The organism is Cupriavidus oxalaticus (genome assembly GCF_004768545.1).
In the GTDB taxonomy this organism is placed as follows: Bacteria; Pseudomonadota; Gammaproteobacteria; order Burkholderiales; family Burkholderiaceae; genus Cupriavidus; species Cupriavidus oxalaticus_A.
This window is the reverse complement of record NZ_CP038634.1, coordinates 457102-475761: the sequence shown is the minus strand read 5'-3', so window position 1 is coordinate 475761 and position 18660 is coordinate 457102. Positions and strand designations below refer to the sequence as shown.

Genomic DNA, 18660 nt, shown 5'->3' with positions numbered 1-18660 from the left:
CGTGGCGGCATGGAACGTCGGGGAGCAGGCGAGGAAATGCGTCCGGGCGCGGGCTGGCTCAGCCCGGTGCCGGAAGGGCACCCCGCTTCCGGGCTGCTGTGCGCGGAGGCGGTGCGCACGCATTGCGCGGCGGTCACCGAGCACGTGGCCGGCGGCGCGTCCGAGCTGTTCACCTGGCATCCCGACCGTGTCCACGCGATCGCCGATTACGTGGCCAGCACGATCCGGCAGCGCTATCCGGACCTGCAGGTGCCTTACCACAGCCGCTGGCGCCACTTCGAGAGCGGCGGCGTCGACCAGCGCGCGGACCGCTGGCAGGTGCTGTGCGAGCGCGCCGGCCTGAGCGGGCCCGAGCACCGCGAAGAGCGCGCGCGCATCGGTATCGACCTGGTGATCCCGAGCGTACTGCTCGACGCCGGCGCTGGCCCCGACTGGCGTTACCGCGATCCGGCCAGCGACCTGGTGCTGACACGTTCAGAGGGACTGGGCGTGGCCAGCTTCGACCTGTTCGCACGCGGCGGCTTCTCCGCGGCGCCCGGCGATCCGCTGCGCGCGGATGCCGAGCGGCTGCAGCGCATCGATGCCGACAGCATCGCCCACGCCTTCCAGGTGGCGCAGCACAACCCGCTGGTGGGGCTCGAAGGCCGCGCCGGGCTGCTGCGCCGGCTGGGCGAGGTGATGGAAGCGACGCCGGCGCTGTTCGGGCGGCCGGCGCGGCTGGGCAACCTGTTCGACTACCTGAAGGCGCATGCGGTCAACGACCGGCTCGATGCCAGCTTCCTGCTGCGTACGCTGCTGGTGGGGCTGGGGCCGGTGTGGCCGGGGCGGATCGTGATCGAGGGTGTGTCGCTGGGCGATTGCTGGCGCCATCCGGCCGCGCCCGGCGGGCTGGTGCCGTTCCACAAGCTCACGCAGTGGCTGACCTATTCGCTGCTGGAGCCGCTGGAGGACGCGGGCCTGACGGTCACCGGGCTGGATGCGCTGACCGGGCTGCCCGAATACCGCAATGGCGGCCTGCTGTTCGACTTCGAACTGATGGTGCCGCGCGATGCGTCCTTTGCCGCCGAGCCGCATGCGGTGGACGAGCCCGTGATCGTCGAATGGCGCGCGCTGACCGTGACTGGCCTGGACCTGGTGGCCGATGGCGTGCGCCAGGCGCTGGGGCTGGCGGAAGCCGGCTTCCCGCTGGCGCGCGTGCTGGAGGGCGGCACCTGGGCCGCGGGCCGGCGCATTGCCGCCAAGCGGCGCCCGGGCGGTGCACCGCCGTTCAGCATCATCAGCGACGGCACCGTGTTCTGAGCATGGCGGGCGCCCCGCGCGCCCGCCACCATTGCTTGCGCAATCGGCAAGGTTTGCGTTGGATAACGTGGCATCAAACATGGCATCAGGAGCGTCCCCATGAACGACATGTCCGCTGTACCAGCCGCTGTTCCCACCGCTGTTCCCACTGCAGCCACCCGCGACGACGACGCTGCCGGCGTGCCCGGCGTGCTGGTCGTCGACCACCCGCTCGTGCAGCACAAGGTCACGCTGGTGCGCAGCGAGGAAACCACCACCGACAATTTCCGGCGCCTGGTGCGCGAGATCAGCCAGTTGCTGACCTACGAGGCCACACGCGACCTGGCGATGGAGACCATCGCCATCCGCACCCCGATCGCGCCGACGCAGTCGCGCATACTGTCGGGCAAGAAGCTGTGCCTGGTGTCGATCCTGCGTGCCGGCAATGGCTTCATCGACGGCATGCTGGAGCTGCTGCCGGCGGCGCGCGTCGGCCATATCGGGCTATACCGCGACCCCGAGACGCTTGAGCCGATCGAGTACTACTTCAAGATGCCGGAAGATATACACGAGCGCATGGTCATCGTGGTCGATCCGATGCTGGCCACCGGCAACTCGGCCATAGCCGCGCTGAACCGGCTGAAGGAAGCGGGCGTCACCACCATGAAATACGTGTGCCTGATCGCCTCGCGTCCGGGTCTGCGCGCGCTGCGTGCCGCGCACCCCGAGGTCGGCATCGTCACCGCCGCGATCGACGACACGCTCAACGAGCACGGCTATATCGTGCCCGGCCTGGGCGATGCCGGCGACCGCCTCTACGGCACACGCTGATGGACCCGCGCGCCAGCGCTCCATCGCGCCGGCCGCTGTCGATGCGCGGCGCGCAGCTTGCGCACGAAAGTCCCGCCGGCCGCATCCGGCAGGAGAACCAGGCCATGATCATGCGCGCGGCCGAGCACGTGTTCGCGCGCGCGGGGTTTGCCGGCGCCACCATGGCCGAGATCGCGGCGCGCGCCGGCGTGCCCAAGTCGAACCTGCACTACTACTTCCGCACCAAGCAGGCGCTGTACCGCGCGGTGCTGGCCCACACGCTGCAGCTGTGGCTGTCGGAGACCGACATCATCCGCGCCGACCTTCCGCCGCAGGTGGCGCTGGAGCAGTACATTCGCGCCAAGATGCGGTTGTCCGCCAGCCATCCCGATGCCTCGCGCGTGTTTGCCAACGAGCTGCTGCACGGCGCGCCGGAGATCGGCGAGATCCTGCGCCATGCGCTGCGCGAACTGGTGGCGCGCAAGGCCGCGGTGGTGCAGCAATGGATCGACAGCGGCCAGATGGCGCCGGTGGACCCGCAGCACCTGTTCTTCACCATCTGGGCCGCAACGCAGACCTATGCCGATTTCGAGTCGCAGGTCTGCGCAGTGCTCGGCGTGAGCCGGCTGGGGCGGCAGGACTATGCGCAGGCGACCGAGCATCTGGTGGCGCTGCTGCTGCGCGGTTGCGGCCTCGCGCCCGAGGCCATGACCATGCAGGTGCTGGCTGACGGGCAGGGGTGAGCGCATCGTCCGTACCGTTCGCACGCGCTACCTGCGCCCCGCGGGGCCATGCGATCATGCGGCTGTGCTTTTTGTCCTAACCTTTCCCGTCAAGACACGCCATGCTCGACCTGATCCTGCGGCACTGCAACCTGCCCGACGGGCGCACCGGCATCGATATCGGCATTGCCGATGGCCGCATCGCCGCGGTGGAGCCCGCGCTGGCCGCGCGCGCTGCCGAGGAAATCGATGCCGCCGGCCAATTGGTGACGCCGCCATTCGTCGACGCGCATTTCCATATGGACTCGACGCTGTCGTACGGGCTGCCGCGCGTGAACCAGTCCGGCACGCTGCTAGAAGGGATTTCGCTGTGGGGCGAACTCAAGCCGATGCTGACGCAGGAGGCGCTGGTCGAACGCGCGCTGGCCTACTGCGACTGGGCCGTGGCGCGCGGGCTGCTGGCGATCCGCTCGCATGTCGACGTTTGCGATCCGCGGCTGCTCGCGGTGGAAGCGCTGCTGCACGTGCGCGAGCGCGTGCGTCCCTACCTCGACCTGCAACTGGTGGCGTTTCCGCAGGACGGCGTGCTGCGCGCCCCCGGCGCGATGCAGAACCTGACGCGCGCGCTCGACATGGGCGTCGACGTGGTCGGCGGCATCCCGCATTTCGAGCGCACCATGACGCAGGGCGCGGAGTCGGTGCGGCTGCTGTGCGAGCTTGCGGCCGAGCGCGGGCTGCGCGTCGACATGCATTGCGATGAAAGCGACGACCCGCTGTCGCGCCATATCGAGACGCTGGCGAGCGAGACGGTGCGCCTCGGCCTGCATGGCCGCGTGGCCGGCTCGCACCTGACCTCGATGCACTCGATGGACAACTACTACGTGTCCAAGCTGATCCCGCTGATGCGCGAGGCCGGCGTCGCGGCGATCGCCAACCCGCTGATCAACATCACGCTGCAGGGCCGGCACGACAGCTACCCCAGGCGCCGCGGCATGACGCGCGTGCCCGAATTGCTGGCGGCGGGCGTGCCGGTTGCCTTCGGCCACGACTGCGTGATGGACCCGTGGTACGGCCTGGGCTCGGGCGACATGCTCGAAGTCGCGCACATGGGCCTGCATGTGGCGCAGATGACCGGGCAGGAGGCGATGCGGGCCTGCTTTGCCGCGGTGACCGCGACGCCGGCGCAAATCGTTGGCCTGGACGGCTACGGCATCGCGCCAGGCTGCCGGGCCGACCTGGTGCTGCTGCAGGCGCGCGACCCGGTCGAGGCGATCCGGCTGCGCGCCACGCGGCTGCGCGTGCTGCGTGCCGGCAAGACCATCGCCTGCACGCCGCCGGCGACGGCGGCCCTGCAATTGCCCGGGCGGCCGGCGCAGGTGGATTTCATGCGGAGGGGTGGCGCACAATAGGTTTAGGCCGGGCTCATGCCGGCAGCATGCCTGCGAAGATTTTTGCTTGAAGCTGTTGACAGCGTCAGGTACGCGCGGCATAATTTCGTTCTTCGCATCGCAGCAGCAATGCAGCGAAACGAAGCCCAGATGGCGGAATTGGTAGACGCACTAGGTTCAGGTCCTAGCGGTGGCAACACTGTGGAGGTTCGAGTCCTCTTCTGGGCACCAATATTCGGAAAGGCTCGCGCAAGCGAGCCTTTCGTCGTTTACGGGTCCCTTACGGATCTCGACCCGCGTCTCGATCGCAGGTCCCGCCGATCGAATTCCCGCCGGCAAGCTCAGGCCGCCGGTACCCCTTCCTCGCTCTGCGCTTCGCGCACGCAATTGCGCCCCTCCGCCTTGGCCCGGTACATCGCCGCATCGGCCGCGGCGAACAGTTGCTGCCAGTGACGTGCCCCGCCGTGCCCGATCGCGACGCCGAAACTGGCCGTCACGTGCAGCGACTTGCCGCCGACGCAGGCCAGCACGCTGTCCGGCGGCACCAGCGCACGCATCAGCGTCGCCACCTCGCGCAATACTTCGTCGCCGGCCGCGTGGCCATGGGGTCGTTGATCTGCTTGAAGCGATCGACGTCGATCAGCACCAGGCCGGCACTGACCCGCTGAGCAGCCGCTCCAGCGGCTCCAGCGTGCGCATGTAGCGATTGGTCAGTTCCTCGGGTGTCATCGAGTAATGGCCCGACACGCGTCCTTGCGCGACCAAGCTGTCGATCAACGCCATCCCCTGTCCGAAAAACTGGTGATTCGTGTCGGCGCAGGAGTGCGATCAGCTGGCCGCGCACCCACTTGCAGAACGCGACATGGACGCGATCCGCCAGGCGATCGAAAGACCGCGGCGATTTGATCCGCGCTATCCGTGTCCAGGTGCGGCGTTGCCTGTCCGGCCGCGGTCGTCGTCCGGAACGCGGTCATTGCCACCGCGCGGACGCCAACATTCCCCGCTAACGCAAGCAGGCGGATTGACCTATGCTCAAGCTCATCGGGCAGGCTGATATAACGTCCGAAGGTGGTTGCCATGACTATGGTCTTGTCATCATCGAGAGAGAGGGAGGCGGGGATTTGCCCCGGTTGGCACCCGTGTGCCACGCATCCGGGTCCGATCCTGCACCACCTGCAATGCTGCAGCATCCTGGCCGTGCTGTTGTGTGCGCTGGCCCACGCGGATGATGCGGTTCCGGAAAGGGTAGCCGACAGCCAGGGCGTCTCCGGCTGGGACCAGCCGCTGCAGGCGCAGGCTGCGCCAGCGCCGGTCGCCCAGGCACCCGACACGCCGGTGGCCGGTGCCGACATGCCGGCCGGCGCGCCCGCATTCTTCAGTAGTGTCCCCGAACCAATCGCCATCGAGTACGCGACTCGGGCACCGGAGCCTTCGCCATCATTGCCGCCTGCGATGGGAGTGGGGCCGGACGACGACGCGCCGGGGCTGGCCGCCGTGGATCGCGATCTCGTCGCCGTGGTCGAGCGCCCGCGCCGCTTGACGCTGCACATGGACGATGTCACCAGCGCTGGCGGCTTTGTCGACAGCCACGTGCGCACCATGGCGCTGGCGGTCGATGCCGTGGTGCCGCGCGCCGGCGGACTGACGATCCAGCCGCGGCTGCAGCTGGCCTACCAGCCCGGCATGTCGCCGGTCAGCGGCGTGCAGGCGCAGGGCATGCCCGGCGATTCCAGTGCCACCGGCATCGGCGTACGGCTCTATGGCGCGCAGCCGACACGCCTGGCCGGCATCTATCCGTTCGTTGAAGCCGACTGGTGGCAGGACAGCCGCAAGCAAAGCATCAACATCAATGGCACGAAGATCGATGCCGACCTGCTGCGCGGGCTGTTCTCGTTCAATATCGGCGCGCACGGCAACACGGCAACCGGCGTGAAGCTGTGGTTCAAGGTGAGGGCGGGGCGCAATCCGGGCGGTACGGTCGGTGCGAGGTACCGCTGGTAGTTTCAGAGTGCCGGCGAGCGCTTGCGCACAGGGTCGGGCGCAACCTCGCCGCCATGAAAAAAGGGCTTCCGTTTCCGGAAGCCCTTTTCCCTTCTGCATAGGTGGCGCGGCTGGCAGGATTCGAACCCACGACCCCTTGGTTCGTAGCCAAGTACTCTATCCAACTGAGCTACAGCCGCACACGAGAGGCCGAATTGTAGCGGAATTTCGGGATTGCGCAAGGGGTCCGAGAAAAAAACTTTTGCGGTTGCCCATGCTGGCACCTCGCTCCGATCTTTACGCCGCCACCTCCGACCAGTTCCCGTCCGCTTCGCGCGCCTTGCCTTCATCCCGCAGCTTGAGCAAATGCGCCAGCAGCGAGCGCTGCGCGACCGGGTGCATGCGCGGCGGCACGTCGTCATAGACGCGCAGCACCAGCGCTTCGATTGGCGCGGGGCCCAGTCCGCGCAGCGCGGCCGCGACCTTGGCTTCACGCTGCAGCCGGTGGCGCACCAGCAGGCGGATCGCGTCCTGCGGCCGTGCGATCAGGAAGCCGTGCCCGGGGGCGAGCCATTCCAGGTCTTCTTCCTGCAAGGCGGCCAGCGAATCGAGGTAGGCGCGCATGTCTCCGTCAGGCGGTCCGATCACGACCGTCGAGCCCTGCATCACGTGGTCGCCGGTGAACAGCGTCTTTTCCTCTTCGAGCAGGTAGCACAGGTGGTTCGATGCGTGGCCCGGCGTATGGCAGACGCGCAGCGTGCAGCCGTCGCCGATGGCGATGCGCTCGCCGTGCGCGAGTTCGCGCTGCGGCGCGAAGCCCGCGTCCTGCCACTGGCCGGCGGGCGCGGCACGGCCCAGCACCGTTGCGCCGGTCGCAGCCTGCAGCGCGGCGGCCGCCGGCGAATGGTCGAGGTGCGTGTGCGTGGCGAAGATCCAGCGGACCGGGCCAGGCGCCGCGGCCAGGATGGCGCGCACGTGTTCGTCGTCATCGGGGCCGGGATCGATGACGGCCCATTCGTTGCGCGCGCCGCCGCCGACCAGGTAGGTGTTGGTGCCGGGGCCGGTCATCACGCTGCCGTTGTTCGCGGTCACGCGCCAGACGCGCTCGGATAGCTGCACCGGCAAGCCGGGCGACAGCTCGTAACGGCCATGCTGCCGGCCTTCGGGATCGATGCGGCCGATCTCGGCGTAGCACGCCTCGTTGGGCATCACCGGCCGCACGCCCGCGGCGCCGGTGGCCAGGCGCGGCATGATGCAGGCGATGCCGCGCAACTGCGCCGCATACGCGAAGCAGGCCTCGGCGTTCTCGAATTGCGCGATCGCCGCCAGCGTGCGGCGCGTGACGTGCATCATCGGCAGGCCGCTGGCGGGATCGGCGGCTTCGGCAGGGCGGATCCAGCGGTGTTCGACGATCTCGTTGCCATCGGCGATTACCTCCTGGCCTTCCGGCGCGATGGCGACGAAGAAGCGCGTATCGAAGCGCTTGGGCAGCCCCGGCGGCGTGAGCCAGTAGCTGTGGTAGGCCAGCCGGTCGGCTGCCAGCCGCAGCCCGAGCTGCTCGCATGCATGCGCCAGGCCCGGGCCGCCGCGCTGCACGGCGGCGCGCAACAGCGCCTGTTGTGCGGCGTCGAGGGCAGCGGGAGGCAGCAGGCGTCCGTCGCTGCCGCAGGCGAACAGCAGGCCGGCTTCTTCGAAGCATTCGCGTAGCGCGGCAACATAGAAGTCCAGGCCGCCAGCCGGCAGCCCCAGGCGCTCGCTCGCGGCGATATCGTCGAGCCCGTGGGCATGCGCATGCAGCGCCCTGTCTTGCACCGCGTCGAGCGTGCCGCCGGGGAACACGTAGGCGCCGCTGCTGCGGTCGTTGGCGCGCTCGACGCGGCGGACCAGCAGGACTTCCATGCCGGCGGGCGCGTCGCGCACGACCAGCAGGCTGGCGGCATTGCGCAGCAATGGCGTGGGAATGGCGGTGGTGGCAGGGCGTGCGCCGCTTGTCTCTGTGGTTGTCATTGTGTCGGCATGGTGGTGTCATGCGGCGCCGCGTGCTGCGCGCCGACGCCGGGAGCCGTTAGTGTAGCCGCGTTGAAAGATTCGCAATCCGGGGCAAATCCGGAGGCGGCAGGGGGGGTAGGGCGGCCCGGCTTTGGCTTTTCCGCCCGAAGGCAGTAATCTGATAGCTCCGCTTCACTTTTTGGAGGGGCGCCAGGTGCGCGCTTCCGCTGGGAGGAGGTCCGCGTGATCCGAGCTTCAATCCTGTGCCTGCCGCTGGCGTGCCTGCTGGCGGCCTGCGAGACGCCGCCGCAAATCGCGCCGCGCCCGGTCCCGCCCGCCACCACGCGCATCACGGTCGATGCCCAGACCGTGTCCAGGGCGGCTTCTGTCGCCTGCGAGCCGGCCGTCGCCGAGGCGCTCAAGCGCCGCTATCCGCAGCCGGGCAGCGTCATGCTGATGGCCGATCGCGAGCAGTACTACCAGCGCGCCAACGCGCAGACGTCGGTCAACGGTGAAGGCGTGTTCGAGCCCGACGACAGCTCGTCGGCGATCGGTTTTCACTATGCCTGCCTGTACAACGCGCGCACGGGCAAGGTCGACGATGTACAGATGCGGTATTGAGCAGTCGGTGTTGAGGGTTTGGTATCGAGGGGGATTCCGGTTTCCGATCGGGTGATTCCCTCGCGCTGTAGAGGTGCTTTATCATCCATGTTCCGCCGCCAGCCACCACCTTAAGTGTGATCGCCCTCGCTCCCTGCCTGCGAGGAATTGACACGGCGCAAGGGCAGGCACAATATGCGCAAACACATGCGCCTCCGGGACGACATGCCGGCAGTCATAGCCGCAATCCCAGGACAGGTCGCAAGAAAATTGGGAACGGGGTCATGAAGCCTTCACTTCGTCTTATGGCGAGCGCGGTCACGCTCGCCGTCATGCTGTCCGGCTGCGCCAGCGCGCCGGATTCAGCCACAGTCCAGGCCGCCATCGCGGAACAGCCGCCGTCCGACCAGGCCATGAAGGCCCTGTCGGCCGAGGTCTTCACCTATGCCTATCCGCTGGTGCTGATGGACGTGACGCGCGAGCTGATGACGCTGCGCACGCCGGTCAACTCCTTCAGCCACAAGCGCTCGTTCCCGGACGCCAGCTTCACCGACGTGGTCAGTCCCAATGCCGATACGCTGTATTCGTCGGCGTGGCTGGACCTGTCGCGCGAGCCGGTGATCCTGTCCGTGCCCGACACGCAAGGCCGCTATTACCTGATGCCGCTGATGGATGCGTGGACTAATGTCTTTGCATCGCCGGGCAAGCGCACCACCGGTACCCGCCGCGGCAATTTCGCCATCACCGGACCCGACTGGCGCGGCACGCTGCCCAAGGGCGTGCAGGAAATCCGCTCGCCGACGTCGATGGTCTGGCTGATCGGCCGTACCCAGGTCAACGGCAAGAAGGACCTCCCGGCCGTGCACCGGCTGCAGGACCAGTACCGGCTGACGCCGCTGTCCGCGTGGGGCGGCGGCCGCCGCGTGCCTGACCGGCCCGCGCCGCGCGCCGCCGCGGTCGACACGCAGAGTTCGCCGGTGGAGCAGGTCGCGGCGATGGACGCGCAGGCCTTCTTCACGCGCTTCGCCGCGCTGCTGCCGGCCAATCCGCCGGCAGCGGCCGACAGCGCCATGGTGGAGAAACTGCGCCGCATGGGCATCAGCCCCGGCGTGCCGTTCAAGACCACGGTGATGGAACCGTCGACCGCGCGCGCGGTGCAGGAGGGCGCGACCGCGGCGCTGGCGGCGATCGCGCAGGGCGCGCGCAAGGGAAATGCCGATGCGGGCAACGGCTGGGTCATGCACCGCGACCTCGGCAACTATGGCACCAACTACGCCCGCCGCGCGGTGACCGCGTGGGTGGGGCTGGGCGCCAACCTGCCGGAGGATGCGATCTACGCGTCGACACGCACCGATGCCAACGGCACGCCGCTGCAGGGCGGCGCGCGCTACGTGCTGCATTTCGACAAGGACCAGCTGCCGCCGGCGCGGGCGTTCTGGTCGCTGACGCTTTACAACGACCGGCAGGCGTTTATCCCCAACCCGATCCAGCGCTACGCCATCGGCAGCCGCGACCGGCTGCGCTACAACCGCGACGGCTCGCTCGACATCTATATCCAGCACGAACGCCCGGCGGGAGCCCGGGCCGCCAACTGGCTGCCGGCCCCGCCCGATGCACTGAACATGATGTTGCGCGCGTACTGGCCGGAGCAGGCGCTGCTCGACGGCAGCTGGATGCCGCCCGCGGTGACGCGGGTGAACTGACGCAGCGCTGCTTTGGCAAGGAACAAAGGCCGCATGCCTGGTGGGCATGCGGCCTTTAGGTTTTGGTTGCGCGGGTTGCGCGAGTTGCTCAGTGCGCGTGCGTCGCACACGCGGTGCAAGCGCTGCCGTCCGCAGGCGCCGCGGCGACATGGCCGGCCGGCTTGCCGACACGCTTCCACGCCATCGCGCCGCGGACGGACCAGCGCTCGCGCAGCGCGCGCGCCGCACTGACCATGTTGGACAGCGCTGCCTCGGTTTCTTCCCAGCCGCGCGTCTTCAGGCCGCAGTCAGGATTGACCCACAGTCGCTGCGGCGGCACCACCTCGCAGGCACGGTCGAGCAGCCGCTCCATCGCCTGCACCGACGGCACGCGCGGCGAGTGGATGTCGTAGACGCCGGGCCCGATCTCGTTCGGGTAGTCGAAGTCACCAAAGCCTTCCAGCAGTTCCATCGCCGAGCGCGAGGTCTCGATGGTGATCACGTCGGCATCCAGCGCTGCGATCGACGGCAGGATGTCGTTGAACTCGGCGTAGCACATATGCGTGTGGATCTGGGTCTGGTCCCTGACGCCGCTGGCCGACAGGCGGAAAGCCGTGACCGCCCAGTCCAGGTACGCGTCCCAGTCGCCGCGGCGCAGCGGCAGGCCTTCGCGCAGCGCCGGTTCGTCGATCTGGATCACGCGGATGCCGGCCTGTTCGAGGTCGCACACCTCGTCGCGGATGGCCAGCGCGAGCTGGCGTGCAGTGGTGGCGCGCGGCTGGTCGTCGCGCACGAACGACCATTGCAGCATGGTGATCGGACCGGTCAGCATGCCCTTCATCGGCCGCTCGGTCAGCGACTGCGCGTAGCGGGTGGTGTCTACCGTCATCGGCTCCGGACGGTACACGTCGCCGTAGATCACCGGCGGCTTGACGCAGCGCGAGCCATAGCTCTGCACCCAACCGTTCTCGGTAAAGCCATAGCCGCACAGCTGTTCGCCGAAATACTCGACCATGTCGTTGCGCTCGGCCTCGCCGTGGACCAGCACGTCCAGGCCCAGCTCTTCCTGCTTGCGCACGGCCAGCGCGATTTCGGTGCGGATGCGCTCCAGGTATTCAAGCGCGCCGATGTCGCCGCGCTTGAAGGCCGCACGGGTCTGGCGGATGGCCGCGGTCTGCGGGAACGAACCGATCGTGGTGGTGGGCAGCAACGGCAGCTGCAGCGCCTCGCGCTGGCGCTCGATGCGCTGTGCGAACGGGCTGGCGCGGTGGGCCATGCCGGCAGTCACGCCGGCCAGGCGTTGCTGCACGCGCGGGTTGACCACGCGGCGCGATTGCCGGCGCGAGGCCTGCACGGCGTCGGACGCGGCCAGCTGCGCGGCGACCGCGGCATCGCCTTCGTTGAGCGCGCGTGCCAGCAGCTGCAGTTCGCCGAGCTTCTCGGTGGCGAAGGCCAGCCATGACTTCAGCTCGGCATCGAGGCGCACTTCATGCGCCAGCGACACCGGCACATGCAGCAGCGAGCACGACGGCGCCAGCCACAGGCGGTCGCCGAGCGCCGCCTGCACGGGGCGCAGCGTGTCGAGCGCGCGGCGCAGGTCGGTGCGCCAGATATTGCGGCCGTCGATGACGCCGGCGGACAGCACGGCATGCGCCGGCAGCGCGGCCTGCCATGCGGCCAACTGGCCCGGTGCGCGCACCAGGTCGATATGGAAGCCGTCGACCGGCAGCGCGGCGGCGCGCGCGGCGTGGTCGGCGGCGGTGTCGAAGTACGTCGCCAGCAGCAGCTTCGGGCCCGCGTCGCGCAGGCCGTCGTAGGCGCTGTCGAAGGCGTCGAGCCAAGCGGGTTCCAGGTCCAGGCACAGCGCGGGCTCGTCGATCTGCACCCACTCGATGCCGCGCGCCTTCAGCTGGCCGAGGATGCGGCGGTAGGCCTGCACCAGCTTCGGCAGCAGCGAGAGGCGGTCGAAGCCGGCCACGTGGCTCTTGGACAGCCACAGGTAGGTGACCGGGCCCACCAGCACCGGGCGCGCGCGCAGGCCCTGCGCCAGCGCTTCGTCGGCTTCCTCGAAGAACCACGCCGGGCCGCCGTCGAAGGTGGTGTCGGCGTCCAGCTCGGGGACCAGGTAGTGGTAGTTGGTGTCGAACCACTTGGTCATTTCCATTGCCGGCTGTTCGCGGTTGCCGCGCGCCAGCTCGAAATACTGCGTCAGCGTCAGCTGCGCCGGGTCGAAGCCGAAGCGGCGCGGCAAGGCGCCCAGCAGCGCGGTCAGGCTGAGCATCTGGTCGTACCAGGCGAAGTCGCCGGTGGCGACGGTGTCCAGGCCGCGCTCGGCCTGCAGTTGCCAGTGGCGGCGGCGCAGTTGCGCGGCCACTTCATGCAGCGCGGCTTCGCTGCTTTCACCGCGCCAGAAGGCCTCCTGCGCGAATTTCAGTTCGCGGCGTTCGCCGATGCGGGGAAAGCCGAGGATATGGGTGCGTGCCATGGGGAACTTGCTCCGGAAGATGATGACTGGCGCACAGTGTCGGTTTCCCCATAAAATGAATCAAGCGACAAGTTTTAAACAACATATGAATAGATTTCATACGACATCTCATACGACAACGGGGCGGGCCCGCGCGCCGGACTGCGCATGATCGAGGTCCGCCATTTCCGCTCGCTGGTTGCCATTGCCGAATCCGGCAAGCTCGCCACCGCGGCCGAGCGCGTGCATGTCAGCCAGTCGGCGCTGTCACACCAGATCAAGGCGATCGAGGCGCACTACGGCCTGCCGCTGTTCGACCGGACCCGCCAGGGGCTGCGCTTCACGCCGGCGGGCGAACGCCTGCTGGCTCTGGCGCGCGAGGTGCTGGCCGCGGTCAGCGCGGCCGACCGCGATATCGAACGGCTCAAGGGCGACACTCGCGGCGAATTGCGCGTGGTGCTGGAGTGCCATACCTGCTTCGACTGGCTGATGCCGGTGATGGATGAATTCCGCCGCCGCTGGCCCGAGGTGGAGGTGGACCTGGTGGCGGGCTTCCATGCCGACCCGATCTCGCTGCTCAGCGAGGGCCGCGCCGACATGGTGATCGGCTCGCAGCCTGCGGTGCGGCGCGGGCTCGACGTGGCGCCGCTGTTCCGCTTCGAGATCCTTGCGGTCATCGCCAACGAGCACCGGCTGCGCAACAAGCGCCGCATCGAAGCCGCCGACCTGGCGGGCGAGACGCTGATCACCTATCCGGTGCCGGACCAGCGCATCGACCTGATCCGCGAGGTGCTGGAACCCGCCGGTATCCGGCTGCAGCGCCGCACCGCGGAGCTGACGGTGGCCGTGCTGCAACTGGTGGCGAGCCGGCGCGGCGTGGCGGCATTGCCCAACTGGGGCGTGAAGAACTACGTCGACCACGACTACGTGCTGGCCAAGCGGATCGGTGCCAAAGGGCTGTGGAGCGAGCTCTATGCCACGGTGCCGGCGCCGCTGGCGCGCCGGCCTTATGTGGCGGACTTTGTCGCGATCGTGCGGGATACGTGCGCGGCGCAGCTCGATGGGATCGAGCTGCTGCCGGCATAGCGTGGGTGGCTAGGCCGGAAGCGCCAATCCTGCGTCACTGCGGGCCTGCGGGGCAACGGCGCGCGGAGCGGGAGCCGGCTCGCCTTGCGCCTCGCTGTCCGGATCGTCGACGTCAGCGCCCAGCACGGCCATGTCGATGCCACTTTCCAGACGGCGCAGGAACAGCCACAGCAGGCTGGCATCGGCGGCGGTCAAGGTCGCGTGGAGCACTGGCTGACTAACGGATTCGAAGCGGGTCGAGTCGAAGCGCAACTGCTCAGGCGCCAGGCCGGTGCGGCGGGCGCTGGCAAACACCCACTCCATCGCACCGAACGGGTCGGTTCCGTCGAGTTGCAGGGAAAGGCGCAGGGTGGGAAGGACGGTGGCTGGCATGTGGTGTTTCCGGCAGGTCTTCTGATGTAGTCAATGTACCAGCCGGGATGCAAAATGAGCTTCTTAATTTTCTCCAAGATTAGTGGAATTGAAAAAGAAGCATCTTCTTATGGCAAAATTTTCAGAAGTTTCTTCCAAAGATTTCAGGGGCCATGGTGCAACCTCCCAAGCTCGATGACACCGACCGCCGCATCCTGCGCGAACTCCGCCGCGACGGCCGCCTGTCCAATGCCAAGCTGGCCGAGCAGGTCGGCCTGTCCGCCACACCCTGCTGGAACCGGGTGCGCGCACTCGAGGAAAGTGGCGTCATCGAAGGCTACGCCGCGCTGCTGAACCAGAAGGCGCTGGGCTTGCCGGATACGGTCCTGATCGAGGTCACGCTCGAGCGTCACGACGACGACATGCTGTACCGCTTCGGCCAGGCGCTGGCCGAGTTGCCGGAAGTGATGGAGGCCTATCTGCTCACCGGCGACTACGACTACCTGATCAAGGTCGCGGTGGCCGGCACACAGGGCTATGAGGAGTTCCTGCGGCACAAGTTGTACAAGCTGCCCGGACTGCGCCACAGCCGCTCGACCTTTGTGCTGCGCACGCTGAAGCGCGAGCCCTCCGTCGAACCCTGAGCCGCCGGCCGGCGCAGCCAGAGTATCATGCCTTGTACATCACTTCGGTGGTGGTGTCAGTAAACCAGCCGGCGCCTTGCGGGAGGAATATGCCGGCGACCCGCAACGGTGCGTTCCATTGCCGAATCAAGCGCGAACGCGCAATTCCGCTCATAATGTCGCCGGTGCCGGGCCGCCCCGCGCCCATTGAAAAGAATTCCGGTATGAACGACACAGAAATTGAGCTGATCGATTCGGCACGCCTGCCGACGCGATTTGGCGACTTCACGGCACACGCCTTCAAGGGCGCCCACTCGGGTATTGAGCATCTGGCCCTGAGCGTGGGCGAAGTGGCAGGCGAGGACGTGCTGATCCGCATGCATTCCGAATGCCTGACCGGGGATGTCTTCGGTTCCTGCCGCTGCGATTGCGGCCCGCAGCTCGAGCTGGCGATGGAAAAGATCGCTGCCGAAGGCCGCGGCATCCTGCTGTACCTGCGCGGCCACGAAGGCCGCGGCATCGGCCTGGCGGAGAAGATCCGCGCCTACCGCCTGCAGGATGGCGGGCTCGATACCGTCGACGCCAACCTGGCGCTGGGCCAGGCCATCGACGCGCGCAACTACGCCTTTGCGGCCGACCTGCTGCACCAATGGGGCGTCACGTCGGTGCGGCTGATGAGCAATAACCCGCTCAAGGCCGCCGCGCTGGAAAAGGCCGGCATCAAGGTCAACGAGCAACTGCGGCACATCGTGCCGTCCAACGCCGAGAACGAGAAATACCTGGCGACCAAGCGCACGCGCATGGGGCACCTGCTCGACTGACGGCGGCTGGCTGGGTGGCCTGCCGGGTAACTGCCCGGCCACCCACGGGCTCGTCATGACCAGGTGCGCGGGCTTGTTCCTCACATGATCCAGGATTGATCCGCAAGCGGGCAGCGCGCAGGAGATGTTGCGCCTGATTGGTTGCTAATGGCAACTATTGCCATTAGAATCTATCGGCCGTCCGCAAGTTTTTTGTCCTGATGCCCGACTCCGCCGCCAACACCACCGGTTCGATCCTGGAATACCTGACATTCCGGCTGAACCGTCTTTGCGAAATGACCAGGGAGTCTGCCTCCGGCTTCTATGAGCGGGAATTCGGCATCGGCCTGAGGGAATTGCGCGTATTGCGTTTTGCCGGACTGGAGCCCGGCCTGACGCTGACGCGCCTGATCGAACTGGTGCTGCTTGAGAAGACGGTGACGTCCAAGCTCGTCACCGCGCTGGCGAAGCGGGGCTTGCTGCGCCGCGAGGTAGGCGCGGCCGATGCCCGGCAACTGAACCTGTTCCTGACCCAGGCCGGCGCGGCACTGGTCGCGCAGACCTACCAGCGCGGCGATGTCCTGGAAAAGATGTTCCTGTCGGTCCTGTCCGAAGCCGAAGTCCAGACGCTGGACCGGTGCATCGGCAAGCTGACCGCGGCGCTCGAGGCGCATCAGCTCGGTATCGAGCCGCCGGCAGGGTAGCAGGGCGCTGAGCGCAAAACGGCACGACCACATAACAACGAGGAGACGACATGCCAGCCAACCACACCCGGACGCGCCGCCAATGGCGCGCCATTGCATGCGGCGCCCTGTGCGCCGCCACCTTGCCGGCCTGGAGCCAGGACGCGGGCCGCGCCATCGCACCCACTGCGCCCGCGGCGCCGGCGCTGGTCGCCGCGCTGGAAAGCGACCCGATCCGGCTCGGCTGGATGCAAGGCTTTCCGCCGCCGCCCGAGAAGCAGATCACCCACGTGCCGGGCGCCGAGAAATTCCCGCGCAATCGCTGGCTGTTCTCGCATATCCGCGAACTGGTGCCGACCGCGTCGGTCTGGCGCGGCAACGGCCCGCCCAGCCCGCTGCCGCGCGCGGAGCGCGATATCGGCTCGGTGCCCTTCAGCGATGCGGACGGCACCCGCCGGACCTTCGAAGAGATGCTGGCGCTGACCTATACCGACGGCATCCTGGTCATGCACAAGGGCAAGGTCGTCTATGAGCGCTACTTTGGCGTACTGGACGGCCATACGCCCCATATCGCCATGTCGGTGACGAAGTCGTTCGTTGGCACGCTGGCGGCAATGCTGGCGGCCGACGGCAAGCTCGATCCGGCGGCGCCCGTGACGCGCTACCTGCCGGAGATGGCCGGCACCGCCTACGGCGATGCCACGGTGCGCCAGGTCATGGACATGACCGTCGGCGTCCGCTATTCGGAGGACTATGCCAATCCCAAGGCCGAGGTCTGGGACTATGCGCGCGCCGGCGGCATGCTCGCCCGGCCTGCCGCCTACAACGGGCCGGCAACCTTCTACGACTTCCTGAAGACGCTGCAGAAGGAAGGCGGACACGATGATGTCTTTGCCTACAAGACGGTAAATGCCGAGGTGCTCGCGTGGATCGTGCGCCGCGCTTCTGGCCAGTCGCTGGCCAGGCTGCTGTCGGAACGGATCTGGCAGCCGATGGGCGCCGAGCAGGATGCCTACTTCACGGTCGACAGCATCGGCACGGAATCGGGCGGCGGCGGCCTGAACACCACGCTGCGCGACCTCGCGCGCTTCGGCGAGACCATCCGCGGCAACGGGCGCTTCAACGGCAAGCAGATCATCCCGGCATCGGTCGTGGCCGATATCCGCCGCGGCGGCGACCGCGGGCAGTTTGCGCGCTCGGGCAGCGGCCCCGTGCTGCCGGGCTGGAGCTATCGCGACATGTGGTGGGTGTCCCACGACAGCCACGGCATGTTCCAGGCTGCAGGTATCCATGGGCAGCGCATCTACATCGACCCCAAGGCCGAGCTGACGATCGTCCGCTATGCGTCGCACCCGGTCGCGGGGAACGCTGCCAACAACCCGATCACGTTCCGCGCGTTCCGGGCGCTGGCCGAGACGTTGTCGCGGTAATGGCGTGCCGGGGGTGGCAGGCTGCGCCGCCCCCGGCATTCTGCTTTCCTAGTTTTCCGGAATTTCCTGGCCGGCGCCCTCGCGCGGCACCACTTCCGCCGCGATGCGCTCGCCCAGATCCCGCTGCGCGACCTTCAGGTCGTAGGTCACCTGCATATTCATCCACGAACGCGCATCGCCACCGAAATAGCGCGCCAGGCGCAACGCGGTGTCTGGCGTGACGCCGCGCTGCTCGCGCACGATCTCGTTGATGCGGGCCGGCGTCACGCGCAACGCCAGCGCCAGGGCATTGGCGCTCATGCCCAGCGGCACCAGGTATTCCTCGCGCAGGATTTCGCCCGGATGGATCGGGCGCATGCGGTTTTCAAAGCGTGCCATGTTGCTGTCCTCAGTGGTAGTCGATGATCTCGACAGCCGCGGGGCCGTCATGGGTCCAGATGAAGCAGACTCTCCACTGGCCGTTGATGCGGAGGCTGTGGCGGCGATCACCGCCTAGTTTTTCCAGGCGGTTGCCCGGCGGAAAGCGCAGCGCACCCAACGTGGCGGCGTCATCAAGCATCTCCAGCTTGCGCTGGGCAACGAACTCGATGCTCGCAAAGCGGGCGACGTAATGGCCGTCGAACAGTGCAGCGGTGTCGGAACATCTGAAGGATTGGATCATATCGTATATCGATAATCGATAAATGGCAAATCGACGAATTTGAGCAGAGGGGGCGGCTTCATGAAACCGCCGCCGCCATAGCGCCGCACCGTCAATCCTCTGAAAGCGAGCGA

At 67.8% G+C, this 18660-nt stretch carries 19 protein-coding genes and 2 tRNA genes; 13 read left to right on the top strand and 8 right to left on the bottom strand.

Going from position 1 to position 18660, the window contains the following annotated elements; all coding sequences use genetic code 11:
* Nucleotides 1-9 precede the first annotated feature (9 nt).
* The 5 genes from E0W60_RS02080 to E0W60_RS02060 all read left to right on the top strand — a co-directional run bounded on the left by E0W60_RS02080 (nucleotide 10) and on the right by E0W60_RS02060 (nucleotide 4429).
* Nucleotides 10-1299, top strand: coding sequence for a URC4/urg3 family protein (locus tag E0W60_RS02080; RefSeq protein WP_240745815.1), 1290 nt, complete (start codon nucleotides 10-12; stop codon nucleotides 1297-1299).
* A gap of 99 nt (nucleotides 1300-1398) precedes the next feature.
* Nucleotides 1399-2109 carry a uracil phosphoribosyltransferase gene (upp, locus tag E0W60_RS02075; protein WP_135702858.1) on the top strand — a complete coding sequence of 237 codons (711 nt, stop codon included), beginning with the start codon at nucleotides 1399-1401 and terminating at the stop codon, nucleotides 2107-2109.
* Nucleotides 2109-2831 carry a TetR/AcrR family transcriptional regulator gene (locus E0W60_RS02070; protein WP_240745814.1) on the top strand — a complete coding sequence of 241 codons (723 nt, stop codon included), beginning with the start codon at nucleotides 2109-2111 and terminating at the stop codon, nucleotides 2829-2831. The genes upp and E0W60_RS02070 overlap by 1 nt, the downstream gene beginning before the upstream one ends.
* 101 nt (nucleotides 2832-2932) lie before the next feature.
* Nucleotides 2933-4219, top strand: a complete 1287-nt coding sequence (locus E0W60_RS02065; RefSeq protein ID WP_135702857.1) for an amidohydrolase family protein — start codon at nucleotides 2933-2935, stop codon at nucleotides 4217-4219.
* A 123-nt stretch (nucleotides 4220-4342) separates the two neighbouring features.
* A tRNA-Leu gene (locus E0W60_RS02060) sits at nucleotides 4343-4429 on the top strand.
* Nucleotides 4430-4539: 110 nt separating this feature from the next.
* On the opposite strand, the gene E0W60_RS37425 is transcribed toward E0W60_RS02060, so the two are convergent.
* Nucleotides 4540-4767 (bottom strand): diguanylate cyclase domain-containing protein, encoded by a 228-nt coding sequence (locus E0W60_RS37425; RefSeq protein ID WP_240745855.1) that lies wholly within the window; start codon nucleotides 4765-4767, stop codon nucleotides 4540-4542.
* 70 nt (nucleotides 4768-4837) lie between these two features.
* On the bottom strand, nucleotides 4838-4975 hold the full coding sequence (locus tag E0W60_RS37420; protein WP_240745813.1) for a hypothetical protein: 138 nt from the start codon (nucleotides 4973-4975) through the stop codon (nucleotides 4838-4840).
* A 300-nt stretch (nucleotides 4976-5275) separates the two neighbouring features.
* Between E0W60_RS37420 and E0W60_RS02050 the strand changes: the two genes are divergently transcribed.
* Nucleotides 5276-6199: a hydrolase gene (locus tag E0W60_RS02050; protein ID WP_135702856.1), complete on the top strand. Its 924-nt coding sequence runs from the start codon at nucleotides 5276-5278 to the stop codon at nucleotides 6197-6199.
* Nucleotides 6200-6301: 102 nt separating this feature from the next.
* Here E0W60_RS02050 and E0W60_RS02045 read toward each other — a convergent pair.
* Both E0W60_RS02045 and E0W60_RS02040 read right to left on the bottom strand, forming a co-directional pair.
* Nucleotides 6302-6378, bottom strand: a tRNA-Arg gene (locus tag E0W60_RS02045).
* Between the two features lie 97 nt (nucleotides 6379-6475).
* Nucleotides 6476-8185 carry an MBL fold metallo-hydrolase gene (locus E0W60_RS02040; protein ID WP_133094476.1) on the bottom strand — a complete coding sequence of 570 codons (1710 nt, stop codon included), beginning with the start codon at nucleotides 8183-8185 and terminating at the stop codon, nucleotides 6476-6478.
* A gap of 225 nt (nucleotides 8186-8410) precedes the next feature.
* Here E0W60_RS02040 and E0W60_RS02035 point away from each other — a divergent pair, with 225 nt between their 5' ends.
* Both E0W60_RS02035 and E0W60_RS02030 read left to right on the top strand, forming a co-directional pair.
* Entirely contained in the window at nucleotides 8411-8788 is a 378-nt protein-coding gene (locus E0W60_RS02035) for a short-chain fatty acid transporter (protein ID WP_135702855.1), read from the top strand.
* 263 nt (nucleotides 8789-9051) lie between these two features.
* A complete protein-coding gene (locus E0W60_RS02030; protein ID WP_135702854.1) occupies nucleotides 9052-10470 on the top strand; it encodes a DUF1254 domain-containing protein in 1419 nt (472 codons plus the stop codon).
* A gap of 88 nt (nucleotides 10471-10558) precedes the next feature.
* On the opposite strand, the gene metE is transcribed toward E0W60_RS02030, so the two are convergent.
* A complete protein-coding gene (gene metE, locus E0W60_RS02025; protein ID WP_135702853.1) occupies nucleotides 10559-12934 on the bottom strand; it encodes a 5-methyltetrahydropteroyltriglutamate--homocysteine S-methyltransferase in 2376 nt (791 codons plus the stop codon).
* Between the two features lie 147 nt (nucleotides 12935-13081).
* Here metE and E0W60_RS02020 point away from each other — a divergent pair, with 147 nt between their 5' ends.
* Nucleotides 13082-13999 carry a LysR family transcriptional regulator gene (locus E0W60_RS02020; protein WP_135702852.1) on the top strand — a complete coding sequence of 306 codons (918 nt, stop codon included), beginning with the start codon at nucleotides 13082-13084 and terminating at the stop codon, nucleotides 13997-13999.
* Nucleotides 14000-14008: 9 nt separating this feature from the next.
* On the opposite strand, the gene E0W60_RS02015 is transcribed toward E0W60_RS02020, so the two are convergent.
* A complete protein-coding gene (locus tag E0W60_RS02015; protein ID WP_133094481.1) occupies nucleotides 14009-14371 on the bottom strand; it encodes an AsnC family transcriptional regulator in 363 nt (120 codons plus the stop codon).
* A 152-nt stretch (nucleotides 14372-14523) separates the two neighbouring features.
* On the opposite strand from E0W60_RS02015, the gene E0W60_RS02010 reads away from it, so the two are divergent.
* From E0W60_RS02010 to E0W60_RS01995, 4 genes are all read left to right on the top strand, one after another.
* The gene (locus E0W60_RS02010; protein WP_133094482.1) at nucleotides 14524-14994 is read left to right on the top strand and encodes an Lrp/AsnC family transcriptional regulator; all 471 of its coding nucleotides are present in this window, start codon (nucleotides 14524-14526) and stop codon (nucleotides 14992-14994) included.
* A gap of 203 nt (nucleotides 14995-15197) precedes the next feature.
* Nucleotides 15198-15794 carry a GTP cyclohydrolase II gene (gene ribA, locus E0W60_RS02005; protein ID WP_133094483.1) on the top strand — a complete coding sequence of 199 codons (597 nt, stop codon included), beginning with the start codon at nucleotides 15198-15200 and terminating at the stop codon, nucleotides 15792-15794.
* Nucleotides 15795-15994: 200 nt separating this feature from the next.
* A complete protein-coding gene (locus tag E0W60_RS02000; protein ID WP_133094484.1) occupies nucleotides 15995-16477 on the top strand; it encodes a MarR family winged helix-turn-helix transcriptional regulator in 483 nt (160 codons plus the stop codon).
* A gap of 50 nt (nucleotides 16478-16527) precedes the next feature.
* The gene (locus tag E0W60_RS01995) at nucleotides 16528-17886 is read left to right on the top strand and encodes a serine hydrolase domain-containing protein (RefSeq protein WP_135702851.1); all 1359 of its coding nucleotides are present in this window, start codon (nucleotides 16528-16530) and stop codon (nucleotides 17884-17886) included.
* A gap of 48 nt (nucleotides 17887-17934) precedes the next feature.
* On the opposite strand, the gene E0W60_RS01990 is transcribed toward E0W60_RS01995, so the two are convergent.
* Together E0W60_RS01990 and E0W60_RS01985 are read right to left on the bottom strand one after the other, a co-directional pair.
* Nucleotides 17935-18264 (bottom strand): HigA family addiction module antitoxin, encoded by a 330-nt coding sequence (locus tag E0W60_RS01990; protein ID WP_133094486.1) that lies wholly within the window; start codon nucleotides 18262-18264, stop codon nucleotides 17935-17937.
* Between the two features lie 10 nt (nucleotides 18265-18274).
* Complete coding sequence (locus E0W60_RS01985) at nucleotides 18275-18547, bottom strand: type II toxin-antitoxin system RelE/ParE family toxin (protein ID WP_135702850.1); 273 nt, start codon at nucleotides 18545-18547, stop codon at nucleotides 18275-18277.
* Nucleotides 18548-18660 lie beyond the last annotated feature (113 nt).